We start from the raw sequence: 16,636 nt of genomic DNA on the forward strand, positions 1-16,636 counted from the left end.
AGAGATTGTTCCATGGGGCCGCCAGCGTCTCCGCAGGACAGCATTCTGAAACGATCAGTTAATGATCGGCCACGTCGATGTCATCAGCAACGGATCCGAGGCGGCGAAAGCGGAAGGCGATGAGCCTTTATCGGACGACGGGCTGTTGCCAGCTGCATCGGAGCCATCGACTAGCCATAAGCGCAGGGCTACAGCAGCTCCTGTTGCTACCGCAGCAGCTGCCGCGATCAGCCACACTCGGCTTCGATACCTTGACGACGGGGCCGAGGCTGGCGGTGGATCGGCGGGGGAGACTTCAATTGGCTCCCGTACAGATGCCGCCTCCTCGGGCGCTGTTTGCTCCCAGAGCCGGTGCAACTCCGTGATCTCTTCTGTACTGAACCGGAGCGCTGTCGCGATGGTAGCGACGGTGTTCCAGGTAGGCCGGTCGGGCCGGTCATTGAGGGCGTTGCTGACGGTCGTTCGTCCCAGTCCGATCCTTCTGCTCAGTTGGGTCGTGCTTAGCCCCTCCGTACCCAGACGCTCGCGCAATCGCCGTCGCAAGCGTGCCAGTGCCTGTGTCGCCTCGGCATCCTCCACGCCTCGCCCCCTAACAAAGTGCCGTTCAGGAGTGTTCATCTTCGTATGGCCGTCACCTGCTGCACATGCGAATCGGCAAGGTCGCTGCATCACGCCCGTCCAGCAGCTGAGGAGCCTGCCGTGCCGTCGTCCTACACCGTCGTTCTCACCGTCCTGGCGGTTGCCGTCGCGATAACCGTCTCGTTGCTGGCTGCCTTGGCGGCGGGCCTCCTCGCCCGCGCTGACGGAGCTAGCCCGGCAGCGGCTGTGAGCCGTGGCGGCATCGCCTTCGCGGCCACTCTTACGCTGCTTGCCCTCATGGTCACCACAGTCGCCGGTCTTCTCACATGACGGTGACCACGGGCGATGCCGGAGACGACGTGAACTCCCGCAGGCATCGCCGACGTTCGAAACCGGCTCGCCGCGATGGCCGGCTCGCTGCACAGGGCAGCGGGACACCGGAGCAATATCCACGTATCCGGGCCCGCACCGCCCACCCCACCGCATGCTCGTGCGGGCCGCCACCGGGCCAGTGGAGGTGGAGAACGTCAACGCACAAGGGAGAGACCCGGGATGGTGACCGACCACAGGCGCCCGCCGTACCCTGACCGCACCGCCGAACGGCCAGCACCGGGAGGGCTGGGCGGCCGGGCAAGCCGCCGCAGTCTCCTGCCGCCGGCGCTTGCGATCCCACTGCCGAACCCACTTCCGGGCCTGGCCTGGGCGCTGACCGCATTTGCCCAGCCCACCACGGCTTTTCGGGGCCCCAGCGCGTTGTCACAACCCTCTTCTCTCCTCCACTCACTGACCAAGCCCTGGGAAATAGGTGGGGGTGGGGTGTCAGTGGTGGAGGCGATCATCGGGTTCAGGGAGCGTCTGGTGCCCTCTGCGGCCGGGCGGGGCCGGCGCCCGGCCGGTGGCCGGTCGCGACGAACGGGAGGGCGGGGCTGATGGCGAAGCGCAAGGCGAACGAGGCGGGATCGTCGACCGGGCTGCGCGCCGATGTGCTGCGCGCGCTCGGGGTGCTCAAGGCTGCGACGGCGGATCAGATCCAGCGGCTGTCCTCACCGCACCTGACGTACCGGCACACCATGAAGAAGACGCCGGCCAAGCGGAAGGAGGCGCGCACTGCCTCTCATCGTGGTGCGCTCAACGATCTGCGCAGGCACGGTCTGTCCGTCGACGGCGGCCGCACCCGAGGTGGAGAGGAGGTGCGCCTGCTCACCAAGGACGGGCTGGCTGCCGCCGGACGCGAGTTGGACCGGGGGCCGGAGGAGATGGGCGGCATGCCCAAGAGCGCGGGCCGCTCGGGTGCCTCGCACGCGATGACGGTCAACGAGACGGTGATCGCGATGATCCGTCCGAAGCCCGACCTGGACCTGGTGGCCGGTGAGCCGGCCGAAGCCGTCGCGGCCGCCCAGGCCGCTGTTGACGCGCCCGACGGGATCGGCACCATCACCTCCTACGCCACCGAGGTCGCCCTCCCGTCGACCGGCACGTGGAAGAACCCCGGCGTGGGAGGCGCGTGGGCCGACATCGTCCTCATCGCCCCAGAGGCCGGGCTGCCGCTGCTGTTCATCGAGGCCGACAACTGCACCGAGGAAGCCCCCATCATCGCGGCCAAGTTCGACAAGTACCTGCGCCACTTCCACCGCAAGGCGAAGGACACCGACGGCCACGAGAAGCCGATGTGGCGCACCCGCTGGTCCGCGCCCGATCTCCGGTGGGGTGATGCGACGCACCCGCCGGTCCTGCTCGTCTTCCACCAGGTCGGCAAGCGGTCCGCGCTGAAGCAGATGGAGCGGGTCGCCGACCTCACCCGCGAGCACTGGCAGGGCCAGTGGGCCGAAGGCGGCTTCCGCGTCTACGACGGGAAGATGCCGATCGTGGCGACCACGCTGGAGCTGCTGCGCGAGCACGGCCCGGCCGGGCCCATTCTGGCGCTTCGGCCGTGAGGGCCACCAGAACCTCTGGGACGCGATCGGCAATCCCCGCCGGGACGCCTTCCTCGCTCGCCGCTCGGAAGACGCGCGGCACCGCCAAGCGCAGGAAGCCGCCGAACGCGAGGCTCAGCGCCCGGTGTGCGGAGACTGCGGGCAGAAGTTCACCGACGACCGGTGGAAGGCCAGCACCGCGGTCGAATGGGATCACGGGGACAACCACCCGCATCTATGCGACGACTGCAAGTACCGGACGCTTGAAAGAGAGCAGCAGGCACGCGTGGACGAACGCGAGCGCCAGGAGCAGGAGCGCCAGGAGCAGGAGGCGGCGCAGGCCTCGAAGGCCGGCGGCTGGCTCGGACGACGTCGGCGCAGCTGACCCGGGCAAGCCACCCCGGCAGCGCGCGGGCTTGCCCAGGGCCGCCTGGGCAAGCCCGCGTTGTCGGTGGCGGCTGCGAGGCTGGACGGCATGGACAGCGACGATGAGCAGCTGCTGCGCGGCCGGATCTACGGAGCCGACCCAGACCACCCGGGCCCGAAGCAGGGACGGCGCTACGCCGAACTGGTGGGCGGGCCGCTGGACGGATTGCTGCTCGACATCACCGGCTGGAGGCCGGATGAGATCGACGACGGTGTCTCCCTCCTCACGGAGCTCGGGCAGTTCGGGCCCGGGGGCCGGGCGCTGTACGACCCGCGCCCCGGCGATCCGGCCCGCTGGGACTGGGGCGGCGACAGTCCCTGATGTCCCGGGCCGACTAGGGCGTGTCTCCTTGGTCATCTGCGGGTGCCAGAGAGTGACCGCGAGGTATAGCGCGTCATGGTGGTCGATGGCGAGTGTCGGTGTGCACAGTGGCGTGCGTAGCGCGCCCTGGTCGTACTGGCGCACATCTGGCTTGGGCCGACAGGTGCTGTTCACCCGCTGGGGTGGGAGACCTGTCGGGTATCGGCCATATGCCCATACTCATGCCGTCGGTGAGGAAGGGTGAGTGTGCCGAGGCCCGTGACAGACGGATACCCGGCTCCTTTGAAAGGGTGTGCCATGTCTGGCTGGCAGTCGTATGTGGACGAGCAGCTCGTGGGTACTGGTCAGCTCCGGCAGGCGGCCATCATTGGCCTCGACGGCCTCACCAGGGCCCAGAGCCCGGGGTGGCAGCTCAGGGCTAGCGAGGGGGCGAAGATCGTTGCCCTGTTCAATACGCCGGACCAGGTCTTCGACATGGGCATCGTCGTCAACGGCGTGAAGTACAAGGGGACCAAGGGGGACGACCACAGCATCCACGGCACCAAGGGCACCACGGGCGTCGCCCTGGCAAAGACGAAGCAGACCATCCTGATCGGGTACTACGACGCGCATCAGGCCCCCGACTCCGCAGCCAATGTGGTGCAGAAGCTCGCCGACTACCTCACCGAGAACGGCTACTAGGGCCAACACCCCCGTTCGATTTCATTCGAACGATCTGTCCCGCATGCGGGACTCACGCCGAAACATAAAGGACCCCGAGGCCGCCCCCGGTGAGGGCGAACCCGGGGGCCTGGCCGTGCCCGCCCTAGCCCACCGAACCGGCTCGGGGCACGCTGGGAGGCGTGACCAGCGCGCCGATCGTCGTGCACCGGCCCTCCCTCTCGGGCGGTCGGAGAGCGTGCACGACAGCGGCCGGGACGAGATCCTCGGCACCGCCTACAGCGACCACGACCTGGTCGTGTTCCTCGAGGGCGCGGGCGTCGCCGACCCCGAGGCCGTCCTGGACGACCCGCTGTGGGTGGAGTGGCGCGGCGGCCCTGCCCACGAGTTCAGCGACGCCTGATAACCCGTCTGTAATCCACGCCCTGTCAGCCGGGCCTGTGCCGCAGGGAGCGGCTGCTGCAGACGCGCACAGCGAAGCCCTGGCCCGCGGGGGCGGGGGCTTGTGTGACAGGTACTGGCTACCGTGCAAACTCGACCGTCACCGGCTGGTTCGGGCATTCCTCCAGCACGTTCTCGAGGGCGGATGCCTCGGCCGGGTCCACCGATAGCTGCCAGCGCGTCTTGACCGCGATCCACGTCGTCGCGTACTCGCAGTGGTACGCCCGGGCCGGTGGCATCCATGTCGCCGGGTCCTGGTCTGACTTCGACCTGTTGCTGGCCGCGGTGACCGCGATCAAGGTGCGCGTGTCATCAAGATCGTTGGCGTAGGCCTCGCGCTCCTTGGCCGTCCAGGCGGAGGTGCCGGAGTCCCAGGACTCGGCGAGGGGCACGTAGTGGTCGATGTCGAGGCCGCGGGGCCCGTCGACGTAGGTGTCGTCGTAGGGGCTGTACCAGCGCCCGCTGCTGAGGGTGCAGCGGCCGGTGCGGGCGGGGTTGGCGACGGCCTCGTTTAGGAGGACCTCGTTGCGGGTGGAGCAGCCGTCGCGGTCGGCGTCGGTCCAGTGCCTGAACTTGTCGCGGGTGCAGCCGGCGCGGGATTCGTCGGCGACGGGCAGGGCGGTGAGGGCGGCGCGGACGGGCCGGGTGATGGTGTCGCCGGGTGCGGCGTGGGCGGCGTCGGGGGCGAGCAGGACGGCGAGGGCGGTCAGGGCGGCGGCGCGGATGCGCACGGGTTCCTCCGAAGGTCACGGCAGCGGGACGTGATCTTCGTACTGGCAGGCGCGTGCCGGCCGGGCCGGTGCGGGTGCAGATTACCCGCGCGGGCGGTAAGTCGGATGATCGGCAGGTGCAGTCGGCCTCCGGCGAAGCGACGGCTGAAACAGGCGTGCCCACCGTTGAGCCGGCTTGCATGGCACTGGCTGGTGGGGAAGCGCCTCGACGGAGGGTTTACGCCTCTGCGCGATGCGCGTGCGCTCCCCAACCCCACTGTTAGCGCTGGGTAATTACCCGGACACTGGTGGTGAAAGCGGTAGCTGCGCTTCCGGCGAGAGGGCGGGTGCGCGGCAGCCGTCTTCCTCCGGGTCGTCACCTTCGTTGCGTCGAGCAGCGGGATAGGGAAAGTGTCCATGACAGACATTACGGAAATCGTCGCGACCATCGGAACGGCCAACACCTTCGCGGGGGGAACCAATAACGGGGTCTACCTCGGCATCGCCGGCCGGGAGTTCAACCTGGACACCGCGGGCAGCGACTTCCGGGCAGGCGCCACCGACACGTTCGTCATCGGTACCGGCAGCAACGTCTCGAACGCCAGCTTCAACGACCCCACGAGCCCGCAGCTCACCGTCGCCGACCTCGACCTCTTCCCGGTCTACATCCGGCTGGACGGTACCGACGAATGGCGCCTGGACGAAGCCACCGTCACCGTCAACGGCACCCACGTCTTCACCAACCCGAACCTGGCAGGCGGTGCTGCCAACCAGCAGATCTGGCTGGCCAAGGAAGGCGGCACCGTCTGGCACCTGCGGCGCACTGCCGGCACCCCCGCGCCCGCACCGGGCTCCGGCACCCTGGGCGGACACGTCGTACGCGGCAACGTCAACGCCGACGGTTCCGTCCAGGCCGGCAGCGGCAACTTCCGGGTCATCCGACGCGGCGCCGGTGAGTTCTACATCCAGTTCACCACCCCCTTCCCTGAAATCCCGAGCGCGACGGCCACCATCTGGGGCAGCAACTGGTGGATGGAGGACACCACCCACATCGCCGCCATCGACCAGGCAGGCGTGACCGTCTACACCAGTGACAACGTCTACGTCCACGCGGACCGGCCCTTCAGCTTCATCGTCATCGGCTGAGCGGTCTGTTTCCGAGTGACGGCCGCTTTCCGGCGAGGTCGCGCCCTGAGTCGCATCCTGGGGCGCGCCCTAGGTGTATTGCCCTGTGAGGGGACCTGCCCGGCTGCGGTGGCTACTCCCAAGGCCGGGGGAGCGCGTTCCACAGGGCTCTGAGCCAGTCGGGCGGGTTGCTGAGGAACGGCAGGTATGGACGGGCGTCATGATCACCAGGCAGCCGAAGCGGCGAACGCGGGGGCTGTTACTCACTTTCGGGTGACGGCCTGTGTGGCGCCGGGGTTGGCGCAGTGTGGCGGCTGCGGGCACTGGGCCAACTCCAGTACGGACGCTGGCCGCCTGCTCGGCGTACTTCCGCACTGCCAGCAGGCGGCCCGGGCGGTGCGGTACGGCCACACTGCCGCACGGCGCGAGCCTGGCCGCGCTGAGCGACCGGGCTCTGAAGGGGGCTGCGGTGCTCTCTACCAGTGGAGCTGGGGGTTCTTCGCCCGCCATTCGACGAGGCGTTCGTAAGCGGCTTGGGCACGTTCCACGTCACTACCGAACGCGCCTGCTTGGAGCAGCGGCCAGTTGGGTGTCAGCTCGGTCTTGATCGTGTTGGCCATGCTGGTGTCGTACTCCCAGTGCACGTCGTTCATGAACTCGCCGACCCACGGGAAGCGCATCTGCTGTGTGTCGTCGTCCATGGCGATCATGGAGGCGAGGAACTCGAAGCGCGTGCAGGCGGTCTGGTACGCCGTGTCGTCAGGTTCGAGGACCCGCAGTGGTTCACGTGTTTCCTGCCGCAGGAACCTGCTCTGCGGCAAACGCCAGACCTGCCCCTCCGGCGGGGGCATTATGGATTTGAGGTCGGTTGCCAGGACGCGCGTGGGGTTGAGGTAGACGGCCGGCGGTTGCGTACGGGTCCTGCCCGACAGGGTGTTCCAGGTGGGTTGGGCCATGATGGTTGCCAGGAATTCTTCGCGACGGCTGATGACGGCGGTGACGCCCATGGTCCAGGTGGCCAAGAGCGCCGGGTAGTGCCGCAGCGCCTCCAGCGCCTCAGTGAAATATCCGGGGAGCGTGCTGCGGATGCGGGTGAGCCGTTCGAGGGCGCGTAGCCACAGGGCGTCATGGGTTCCGTCGTCGTTGAAGACTCCGTGGGCCAGGAGGTGGAGCAGGGTGTCGCAGTCGGCCCGGTAGCCGAGGATGCTTTCGTCGAAGACGGGGCCGCTCAGAGGACGCGCGGCTGCTGCTGTTCTGTCGAGGATGTCGGTGACGGTCTGGTGGATGAGGTCGGAGGCCTCGATCCTGCGCACCGGGTCGGGCAGGGCCCGCTTGAGGCGGGTGACGGCTATGTCGCGGGTGACGGGCGGCGCCGACATCCGGTCCAGGGCTTCGACGCGCCGCTGGAGGTCGGTGAAGAGGTCGTCCGCCGCCATGCCCTGGATGACGACGGCGCTGTGCTGGGTGGTCAGGTGCTTCGCCGCTTCTCCGAGCGTGCTGAAGGACGACCAGAACATCGGATACCGGCGGGGACGTACACCTTCCAGGGCACGGACGAGCGCCGTGTCCCAGTCCGCGGACCAGCCGCAGATGATCAGCCCGTACTCGTCCAGGACCCGCTTGAGTAGCTCCTGTTGTTCCCGCTCGTAGGTCTCCAGCTCGTCCACCGTGTTGAGCTGGTCCAGGGCGGCGTAGTCGCCGTGGAGCTTGATCACTGTCACCGGCGCGTGGGGGAGCGGCATCATCTCCGCGATCTGGCTTGGTCGGCTGATGACCTGGGGCGAGATACCCGCTTCTTCCAGAGCCCGCTCGGTGAGCCGGTCGAAGTTGGTGGTCAGGATGACGCGGACACTTCCCCGCTTCACCAGCTGGGCGATGGCGTGGTGGGCGGGAGTGGGGCCCTTCGCGCCGGGCTCATCGTCTTCCTGGGGCTGGAAGTACCGGGCGAGCTGCTGCTGGCGGGCGGCTGCCGTGGGTGCCACAGCGCCCAGCAGGCCCGAGTACCCGAGGACGCCGTCGTAGTGCTGCGCCCACCATCCGGCCGGGTCGGCGGCCGCCTTCTCGGCGGCATCGGCGTCGTTGGGATCCTGCATGGCGGCGACGCGGCCGACGAGGTCTTCGACGATGCCCCATCCGGTCTTCACGCCGGAGGTCAGGGAGATCCCGGATCCGAGCAGGAGCGCGTACACCCCCGGGCTGGCATGGACGTTCAGGGCGAGTGCAGTCTTGGCATCCAAGATGCGGCCCGGCGCGACCACGAGAGGTGCTTGTGCGGGGATTTCTGGCACGGTGCCGTCGGTTTCCACGGGAGGTGCTCCTTTCACGGACGACGCTCGGAACGCGTTGTATCGCCCGTTCGTGGAACACTCTACCTCTTTTATCGTCGTAATGACGATAAAAGAGGAGTGGCACCTCGCCCTCATGTGGTCGACGGGAGTAACGGCTGCCACCAGCCCCCTGCTGCCTGGAGTTGGCGTGCGTCGCGCTCCGGGCAGCAGGGGCAGTCACATGCCGAGCACGCGACGTACGGCGTCGGCCGGGTCGATGCCCAGCGCATAGGCGATGGCGACCACGCCCAGGACGAGCGCGGTGATGGCGCCGGCCTTGTTGGCGAAGCCCTTGACGAACTCCTCGCCGGACAGCTTCACCAGCTTCCAGATAATGGCCCGCGTACGGGCAGTGATGATGCGCAGGCGCTGAACGAGGCGGCGGTGCCACCGGGTCGGGCGGGAAGGAATGGAGGCCTGCTGGCCGGGGGAGGGCTGCATGGGCAGCTCGGGATCGATGTCCCGGGGCATGTTGGGGCTCCTCTGGGCGGGGAGAACGGGGATCGCGGACACCTGCGTGGTGTCGTCCGCGTGGGCGTTCGCCGCGCGGTCGGCGGTCCTGCGGCTCTCTGCCTGAGAGCGTCCCTGTGGGGCTTCGGCCCGAGCCCAGGGTGGCGTGTTCAGCGTAGCGGCGATCGGCGCGGGTGTTGCCCTGGGTTCCTGGTGGGTGGTCATCGGTAATGCCTCCGGTGTGAGTTCGGTTGAGCGAGCGGGACAGTGACAGGTCTCAGGTGCTTGCGTCTCGTCCTCCCGGGATCGGCCTCTTCACCCCGTAGAGCTGGAAGTCACCGCCTGGACAGCAGCGGTCGGAGAGGAAGTCGCGGGGCATGCCAGAGGCCCCCGGATGCTCGTTCCGGGGGCCTCTGGTCTCGCTTCTGGTCTGTGTCGTCGAACGCCCCACCCCGAGGAGAGGGAGTCGACTGCCTCACACAGGGGTTATGGGGGAATCAGTGGGGCTTGTGACGTGGCGTTAGGTCCACCGCATCCCGATCGCGGACAGCTGCTCCACCCGCTCCGGCGTCAGCGTCGCGGCCCTGCTCCGCTGATTCCCGATCCAGGCCCCCAGCCGATGCTCCCGCTTCTCCTGGTCCTCGCCGACGATCCGCTCGATGTGCTTCCTCGGCACCTGAAGGTGGCCCTCGCGCTCGTAAAACTGCTTGGCGGCCTCGTAGTTCATCGCCCACTTGTCGGCCTGCGTACGGCGCGGCGGCGGCTTCTCCTCCTCGGTCGCGGGCTCGATCCCAAGGACCTGCTCACACATCCACTGCTGCACAGTCGTGAGCTGATCCCACCCGATCCGCACCGACTGCACCCACCGCCCCAGATCCTCGCCTTGACGCAGGACCTCGCCCGCAGTGGTGGGCAGCGCCTCGCCCGCGTCCAGATGCATCCGCACCAGGTGGAAGCACCGCTGCCACGTCACCGGCCAGCTCGGGCACCAGGACGCGTCGATCTCCTCCAACTGCTCGCGCCGCTCGTCCGACAGCGCTCCGGCCGACGACTCCACCGGCAGCCCCTCGGCACGCTGCCGCTCGATCTCAGCAGCCCTCCGCGCAGCGGCCCGCGCGTTCTTCAAAAAGATCCCTACCTTCGCCCCCTGGAACGTGGCGTCCAGCGGGGCCAGGAGGTGCCCGTGTTCGGCAGCCCACCCGCGCGCGGCGGCCAGGCCCTCCTCCCACGCGACGTCGAAGTGGCTCCAGATCATGCCGAGCTTCTCCAGCTGGGCGACGCGGTCGGCGTCCATGTCCCCGCGGGCGTAGAAGCGGCGAGCGTCGGCGGTCCACTGCCCCAGCGGGAACCCGGCGAGCGAGGCCGGCCACCCCTCGCCTTCGGTGTCGGCCTCATCCCCGGCCGGGACGCGGAACGTGAACGGCACCTTCAAGTCGTCGTGCACGCGGGCGTAGATGACGGCCGCCTCCACACCGCGACGCCAGTGCTCGTGCTCCGGGTTGAGGACCCGCAGGTTGATGAACGCCGCGAGGGCGGCCGGGTCGCGGGGCGTGGAGAACTTCAGCAGGGCCTTGGCGGGGGCGCTGACGCCCCCGGAGCCCTCGCCGCTCCCGCCCGTGCTCTTCCCGCTGGCGTCCTTGCTGACGGGCTTGTAGCGGCTCGGGGCCTGCTGCTCCGCGAGGCTCTCCACGATCCTCGCGTCGTGCGCCCGCAGCGCCTCCAACAGTTTGGCCAGCCCGCCGAACGCCCGGGACGTGAGCATGTTGTCCGCCGTCTCACCGGGCCCGAGCAGCACCGGCACCACCAGGCTTGCCACCTTGCCCTCGCCCGGCTGCATCCGCAGCGCCCGGCCCACTGCCTGGACCAGGTCCGGCATCGACCCGCGCACATCCGCCCAGTACACGGAGTCGCATTTTTTGGTGTCGACCCCCTCGCCCAAGACCTTCACCGAGCACAGGAAGCACTTCTCCACGACCGTGCCGTCCGTGGCGATCCCTGCGGCGAACTCGCCCAGCAGACGCCGCCGGTGCAGCGGCTTGTGATCCCCGCACAGCCAGTCCGCCCAGATCGTCTTGGGGTACAGCTCGGGGTCGGATGCGTGCAGCTGCGCGGCGACGTCGGGAAGGCCGGCCGCGAACGCCTCGGCCTCGCGGACCTGGTGGTGGAAGACCAGCGTGCGGCGGAAGCCCTCCTCGGCCGACGCCTTCACCAGCGCGGTCTGCAGGGCAGCGAGCCGTGCCCCACGGACTTCGGCCGACCGGCCTTCCGCGCCCAGGAGCTGCGCGGCCTGGAGCGCGGTGTCGGTGACGTCCACGCATACGACCTGGTAGGGGGCACAGATGCCCCGGTCGATGGCCTCCGAGAGCGTCAAAGTGAACGCCCTGCTGCCGAAGGGGCCCTCGGGATCGTCTTCCATGCTCGCGACTAGCTCGCCGGGTGCGCCGGCCTCGTCCTCGTCCCCGAGCTGCCACAGCCGGGGCGTGGCCGTCATGTACAGCCGGCGCAGAGACGGGATCTTCTGGTTGTCGTGGACGACCGCCCACGGCTTCCCGATCCGGCCGGAAACCCGGTGGGCTTCGTCCGTTTTACCGATCGTTGAGATGTGTGGGGCGAGGTTGACCTGGCGTTCTTCGCGATGAACATGTGTGTGGTGTTGGCGACGGTCGAGCGGTCCTCAGTCGTCGGCGATGTCGTCGAAGACGCTTCGCTCGTGAGGTGCGTCCGCGGATGCGGAGTGGCCGTGAGGGGCTGCCGCCCCAGGGCCTTGTGAGGGTATTCGTCCTCGATAGCTCAGATTGTCTGGCCCATTTTCTCCAGGGCCTGTTCGATGGCGGAGGTCGCATCCGTATCGTCTGCGAAGGCTTTCTGGTGGCTGTTGAGCTCTATCTCCAGTTCATCGAGCACGTGTGCGGATCTGTTTCGTCGGGGTTGTAGTTGTGCTCCGCTCGCCGGGTGTTCGAGGCGCAGCCGGTCACGCGGGTGGAGCGGGCCAGCTGAGCGGCTACTGGGATTCCGACCGGCCGGCGCCGCCGGTCGCGTTCTACCGCACCAGGCACTGCAACGCCCTGCCCGTCGTCGACACCTTGGTCGAAGCGGCCAGGATCACCATCGCGCGCGTCGGCATGTCCGCGGTCACCGCCAACCTGAGCGCCCGGACCGGGACCTGCCGCGCTGGTCGCCCTCACGGTCTGTCGCCCTGTGTGCAGGTGTGCTGTCAGTGCTGGCCGATAGATTGGCTGTCTTGACATGAGTGGGGGCGCCGTGACTTCGCAACCGCGTCGTAGTTACACCAACGCGACGATCGCCGGGCTGATGACGTTGGCCCGCGGCGCGTGCTATTGGCCCGGTTGTGGCGAGCCAGTCATCCGGATGGTCGGTGCTGAGCCGATGCTCAACCTGGAGATCGCTCACATCCGCGCCTTCGAGAGCGGTGGTCCGCGGTTCGATCCGTTCTGGACGGTCAAGCAGCGCAACGGCTTCGGCAACCTGATGCTGCTGTGTACTCCTCACCACAAGACGGTCGACGGCCCCAACAGCGCCACCTACCCGGTCGAGTTGCTGGAGGGATGGAAACACGATCGTGAGGCTGAAGGCCAGGACGCATTGGCGGGCCTGCGGGATCTCAGCGAGGAAGACCTGCTGGGCATGTGCACCGCCCTGCGCGACGAGCTCGTAGCGGTGCTTGAGCAAATTGCCGGCAGCAGCCACGAAATCCTCCACCGTCTAGATGCACGGACGGACTTCCAGACGGGGCTGCGGACCTTGAGCCTGCGGGCACAGGAAGAGGCACAGGCCCTGACGGGAGCGTGGCCGGCCGTGGAGCAGGCAGTCGGGCTCTTGCAGAGCTGCCCGACGGAGCGCGAGGCGCTCTTGAGGCAGTGGGCCCACCGGTTTCCGAGTTGGATGGAGAAAGCGCCCCCGCAGGCGTTCGCCTGGCTGGCCGAACTCGCCTCGGACTACGAGGCTCACCAGGCTTCGGTCACGTTCTTCCAGCGTTGCATCGATGATGGCGGCTTCCCGCGGGATCTGTGGGTCGCGCGGGCCGCGCAGCAGCTCAGCGCGGCCGGAACGGACCAGGATGCGCGCGATTTTCTGGTCACGAACAACAATCCCAGCTCACCTCTCCTGCTCGGAATGCTGGCACTGTTCGACAGCGACTGGAAGAAGGCTCTGGGCCATCTCGCATCCTGGGAGCCGGCAACCCGGACTGCCCGGGCATTCAAAGCCGGCTTGGAAGCCCACGCCCTCACCAGCACGGGCCAGGACGCCGCCGCCCTGGCCCGGCTGCGTGGCGCAGACCCGGACGGCATCATGTCCGGCATCCAGCATCTGTCTGCTCTCATCCTCCTTGACCGGGCTGTCCGCGGCCGGAGCGAGCACCGGCTCGCGGATGCGCGCGAAGCCCTCGCGCTGGCGATCAAAGCCCGCGACGGCCGCCGGACATGGTTCGGCGACAGCGTGGCACCCGCCGTGGTGGCGGTGCAGGCAGCCCAGGTCTGCGGAGATGCCGCCACAGCCTGGGGCCTGACACAGGAACAGTCCGAGGGCCAGGCACTCGCCCGCGAGGCGCGCGACCCCCGACTGATCGAGCACCGGGCAGTGCTTGCCGCGCTTACCGGCCGGGTGGATGAGGCTCGACGCCTCCAGAGCCAGGTCGAGAGCGCCTACGTCCGTGCGCAGATCACTGCCGTGATCTTGGAGCGGGAAACCGAGGGCCAGATCGTGCTCCCGCAGGTCCAAGCCGCCTGGCAGGCCGTGTGGGACGCGGCCACCACGGAGCAGGAACAACTCCAGGCCGCAATGGGAATGGCGGAGTGCGGGACGCAACCGGCCGACCTGGACCGCCTCGAAGGCTCCTATCCTGAGGTTGTCGCCGAGATCAGACTCATCGCCCGGGCACTGACCGCAAGCTCCGCCGGCGACCTCTCCGTGCTGCGCGCCAACGTGACCAAGAGTCGGATCATCGTTCTAGCACTGGCACAGAGGTACCAGATCAGCGGGGAACGAGAGCTTCGGGCACGAACGCTGCGCTCGGGTGCGGAGCATTGGCGTGACGCCTTCCTGATGGCCATGGCGGCAGACGCCTACCGGCATGCCGACATGCCCGCGCAGACGAAAGTGTGCGCGCGGGAGGCCCTGACGCTAGCCGGTCCGGACTGGGCTGCACAGGGTGAGATGTATGCGTTGCTGGCCGAGGCGGAGCTGGCGGAAGGCAACACCGACCGGGCCACCGACGCGGCGCGGAACATGCTTGCCCTCGATCCGCACGACCACAACGCCCGTTGGGCGCTGGTCCGCTGCCACGTAGCCCGCAGCCTGTTCGAGGATGCTTGGAATGTCCTGGCCTACCAAGGCACGCCCATCGAACCCCGCACCGGACACGAGGCCCTACTGTGGGTGAAGTTGGGGGCGAGGCACTCCAGCGAAGCCAACTTCGCCGGCCAGGCTCTGACCCTGATGCAGCGCTGGCCCGATGACGAGGAACTCCTCGGCGCGTTCATCGCTACCCTGCACCTGAGCGCCGCCGGCACCCCCGAGCGGTGGTCCGAAAACGACGCCGACCAGCTCAACGAAGCCACCGCCGAGTACATGGAACGGTTTCCCGACAGTTCCCAGTTCCGCGCCGTGACACTAGGCCCAGACGATGATCCGCTCGTCAACGTTGCTGACGAATTGCGTCAGGCGCACGAGAACGTCAAGGGAGTCCAGAGCAAAGTCGCTGCTGGCGACCTCCCCTTGGGCACCCTGACGTGGGTAACCGGTCGGGGCTACACGGAGCTGAGCCTGCGCCGGGGGGCCGGTTTCGTCTATGCGGGCGATGCCCTGGCCGCCGGCGTGGGAGCCGAAGCGGTGGCCACAGCCCGCTCCGTGCGCACGGTCATCGATCCAACCGCTGCCCACACCTTGGCGCTGCTGGATCCGGGCCATGCCGAGCGGCTGATCGGCAGCTTGGAGGAAGTGGTCACCACCGACCAGCTGTTCCAAGACGCCCTTTACGCGAAGGAGTCCCTCGCGCTGCAGACCGAGCTGACGCTGGGCTGGGACGAGGCGGGACAGCGGGCAGAGGTCCGCAGCGACGAAGTGGCGAACCTGGAGCGGCTGCGTTCCACGTCAGTCCGTGTTGTGGACGTCCTCAGATCGGTCGCCCGTGTTCCACGTCCGGAACTGCGCCGCCTTCCGCTCCCTGGCACGCGCGGCAAGGAGTGGCTTACCGCGCCCGACTACGCCAAGGAGCACGGGCTGGTCCTGTGGAGCGACGACCGGGTCCTGCGCGCGATCGCCCGTGCTGAGCACATCCCCGCCTTCGGAACCCTCGACCTCCTGGACGCCACGACCGCTGCCGGCCAGTTCAGTGCCCACGAGGCTCTGCTCATCAAGGCTGACCTCTTGCGCAATCACTACGTTGACATCGACTTCTCCACCGACCTGTATGAGGCCGCAGCCCTTGCCGACGGCTGGCAGGCCAAAGCCGTCGCGAACGCCCTGTCCCGCCCGCTGGCATGGACGCAGCCGCAGTCCGCGGCATCGTTCGTGCTGGATTGCGTCTCCCGCATCAGTGAGCAGCGCCCGCACGACATCAACCTGTGGCTGGCTGCGGCCTCCACCGGCCTGGCCCGAGCCTCGGTGCCCGGGGCGGCGAACCAGAACCTCAAAGCTCTGGTCTGGCAGGTCCTGACCCAACCGTGGGTCAACACTTCCTCGCTCCCGTTCATCCTGACCGGGCTCCGCTGCGGCATCGCGGTCCGCGACGACGCTGGGCTACCGCTGGAGGAGGCGCTCGCCCAGTTCTACGCCGCCCTGGTCGCCCGATTCGGTCACGTGGTGGCCGCAAGTCAACTCATGAAGCTGTACAAGATCGCTCCTGACGCGGAGAAGGCGGCCGCCGCCCGGATCGTACTCACACACCCAGGAAACTGAAGGCTCCTCGCCCTGGACCGCAGATGAACCGGTGACCCGGCGCGGCCCGAGGACGCGCTGTCCGTCCTCACGGCCAAGTACGAGAAGAAGCAGGGGCACGCGCCGGGGGAGCGGGCCGGCTACGCGCTGGGCTGCCAGGCCGCCGACCAGACGCGCCCGCCGAAGCGCACGGAGCTGCTGTCGCTGACCGAGCTGCGCGAGCGATGGCGCGACTCAGCGATCCGGGCCTACGGCGTTGACGTCATCGACCGGCTCGCGGAGCGGGCCCGGGCGGCAGCCGCGGCGGTGTGGGCACGGGTGCGGCCAGTGGTGGACGTCGCCCTGGCCGCCGTCGACGTCGTCGCCGTGGTGTACGTGATGCGCGGCGCGTTCAAGCGCCACCACCTGCTCGCCGAAGCCCGACGTCACCTCTCCTACGTCCTGCGCGGCCGGCCCCACCAGCCCGGCCTGGACGAACAGATCGTGCAGGCGGTCGTCGACGACTACACCCGCCCCGCCGGACAACGGATGATGACCGCCGACCTGCGCGCCCTGTACCCGCGCGACACCGAGGACCAGGCCGTGCTGCGCCCGCTGACCCGCAACCGGACCGCCCCGCCGTACGAGCGGGCCCGCCTCGCCGCCGGTGCGCTGAGGACCCGGGTCCACGCGGTGCGCCGCGCGGACCGCCTGGGCTCCCGCTCCCGGCCGCACACCATCACCGTGCCCGCTGCCCCGAGGTCCCGCCTGCGGCCGACCCGTACGGACCGGAAGGCCGGCCGCGTC

At 68.7% G+C, this 16,636-nt stretch carries 12 protein-coding genes and 1 pseudogene; 8 read left to right on the top strand and 5 right to left on the bottom strand.

Going from position 1 to position 16,636, the window contains the following annotated elements:
- Positions 1–54: 54 nt before the first annotated feature.
- Complete coding sequence (locus tag IEY89_RS42160; RefSeq protein WP_373287348.1) at positions 55–669, bottom strand: helix-turn-helix domain-containing protein; 615 nt, start codon at positions 667–669, stop codon at positions 55–57.
- 30 nt (positions 670–699) lie between these two features.
- Here IEY89_RS42160 and IEY89_RS39035 point away from each other — a divergent pair, with 30 nt between their 5' ends.
- The 5 genes from IEY89_RS39035 (at position 700) to IEY89_RS39055 (ending at position 4,303) form a co-directional block, all read left to right on the top strand.
- Complete coding sequence (locus IEY89_RS39035) at positions 700–909, top strand: hypothetical protein (RefSeq protein ID WP_189152280.1); 210 nt, start codon at positions 700–702, stop codon at positions 907–909.
- A gap of 599 nt (positions 910–1,508) precedes the next feature.
- Positions 1,509–2,513, top strand: a complete 1,005-nt coding sequence (locus IEY89_RS39040) for a replication-relaxation family protein (RefSeq protein WP_229695700.1) — start codon at positions 1,509–1,511, stop codon at positions 2,511–2,513.
- 454 nt (positions 2,514–2,967) lie between these two features.
- Complete coding sequence (locus tag IEY89_RS39045) at positions 2,968–3,240, top strand: hypothetical protein (RefSeq protein WP_189152281.1); 273 nt, start codon at positions 2,968–2,970, stop codon at positions 3,238–3,240.
- Positions 3,241–3,537: 297 nt separating this feature from the next.
- A complete protein-coding gene (locus IEY89_RS39050) occupies positions 3,538–3,921 on the top strand; it encodes a profilin (RefSeq protein WP_189152282.1) in 384 nt (127 codons plus the stop codon).
- A 217-nt stretch (positions 3,922–4,138) separates the two neighbouring features.
- Positions 4,139–4,303: a hypothetical protein gene (locus IEY89_RS39055; RefSeq protein ID WP_229695701.1), complete on the top strand. Its 165-nt coding sequence runs from the start codon at positions 4,139–4,141 to the stop codon at positions 4,301–4,303.
- A gap of 118 nt (positions 4,304–4,421) precedes the next feature.
- Here the strand turns inward: IEY89_RS39055 and IEY89_RS39060 are convergent, their stop codons facing one another.
- Entirely contained in the window at positions 4,422–5,072 is a 651-nt protein-coding gene (locus tag IEY89_RS39060; RefSeq protein WP_189152283.1) for an HNH endonuclease family protein, read from the bottom strand.
- Positions 5,073–5,468: 396 nt separating this feature from the next.
- Here IEY89_RS39060 and IEY89_RS39065 point away from each other — a divergent pair, with 396 nt between their 5' ends.
- Complete coding sequence (locus tag IEY89_RS39065; protein WP_189152284.1) at positions 5,469–6,197, top strand: hypothetical protein; 729 nt, start codon at positions 5,469–5,471, stop codon at positions 6,195–6,197.
- Positions 6,198–6,652: 455 nt separating this feature from the next.
- Here IEY89_RS39065 and IEY89_RS39070 read toward each other — a convergent pair whose 3' ends face one another.
- The 3 genes from IEY89_RS39070 to IEY89_RS39080 all read right to left on the bottom strand — a co-directional run bounded on the left by IEY89_RS39070 (position 6,653) and on the right by IEY89_RS39080 (position 11,444).
- Positions 6,653–8,482: an SIR2 family protein gene (locus IEY89_RS39070; RefSeq protein WP_189152285.1), complete on the bottom strand. Its 1,830-nt coding sequence runs from the start codon at positions 8,480–8,482 to the stop codon at positions 6,653–6,655.
- Between the two features lie 198 nt (positions 8,483–8,680).
- Entirely contained in the window at positions 8,681–8,974 is a 294-nt protein-coding gene (locus IEY89_RS39075; RefSeq protein WP_189152286.1) for a hypothetical protein, read from the bottom strand.
- A 499-nt stretch (positions 8,975–9,473) separates the two neighbouring features.
- On the bottom strand, positions 9,474–11,444 hold the full coding sequence (locus tag IEY89_RS39080; protein ID WP_229695702.1) for a helicase associated domain-containing protein: 1,971 nt from the start codon (positions 11,442–11,444) through the stop codon (positions 9,474–9,476).
- A gap of 770 nt (positions 11,445–12,214) precedes the next feature.
- On the opposite strand from IEY89_RS39080, the gene IEY89_RS39085 reads away from it, so the two are divergent.
- Positions 12,215–15,871 carry a PIN domain-containing protein gene (locus IEY89_RS39085; protein WP_189152287.1) on the top strand — a complete coding sequence of 1,219 codons (3,657 nt, stop codon included), beginning with the start codon at positions 12,215–12,217 and terminating at the stop codon, positions 15,869–15,871.
- 48 nt (positions 15,872–15,919) lie between these two features.
- Positions 15,920–16,636, top strand: a pseudogene (locus IEY89_RS39090) (MobF family relaxase); the annotation flags it as partial.

Origin of the sequence: Streptomyces lacrimifluminis (genome assembly GCF_014646095.1) — a bacterium.
Taxonomy (GTDB): domain Bacteria; phylum Actinomycetota; class Actinomycetes; order Streptomycetales; family Streptomycetaceae; genus Streptomyces; species Streptomyces lacrimifluminis.